Source organism: Rhizobium sp. SVR5-2C (genome assembly GCF_056755115.1).
The window spans coordinates 1-231 of the sequence record NZ_JBNDHT010000652.1; the positions used below are offsets into that span (position 1 = coordinate 1).

General features: G+C 64.1%; 1 pseudogene. It reads left to right on the forward strand.

Annotation, left to right across the window (positions count from 1 at the left end):
* Positions 1-211: pseudogene (locus ACPYOI_RS37255) on the forward strand (ABC transporter substrate-binding protein); the annotation flags it as partial.
* Positions 212-231 lie beyond the last annotated feature (20 nt).

Genomic DNA, 231 nt, shown 5'->3' on the forward strand with positions numbered 1-231 from the left:
CATCGCCAAGGCCTCGCCGGACGCCGCCAGCCAGGCGAACGCGGTGCGGGATCTTGACACGAAGGGCATCGATGCCCTCGTCATCCTGCCGTCGGATCCAGATCCGCTCGTCAACGCCACCAAGGAAGTCAAGGGCAAGGGCAAGTACGTCGCTCTCGTCGACCGCGCGTCGTCGACCAACAACGACCCCGTCCGCGACCTTTACGTTGCTTGAAACAACCCGATGCTCGG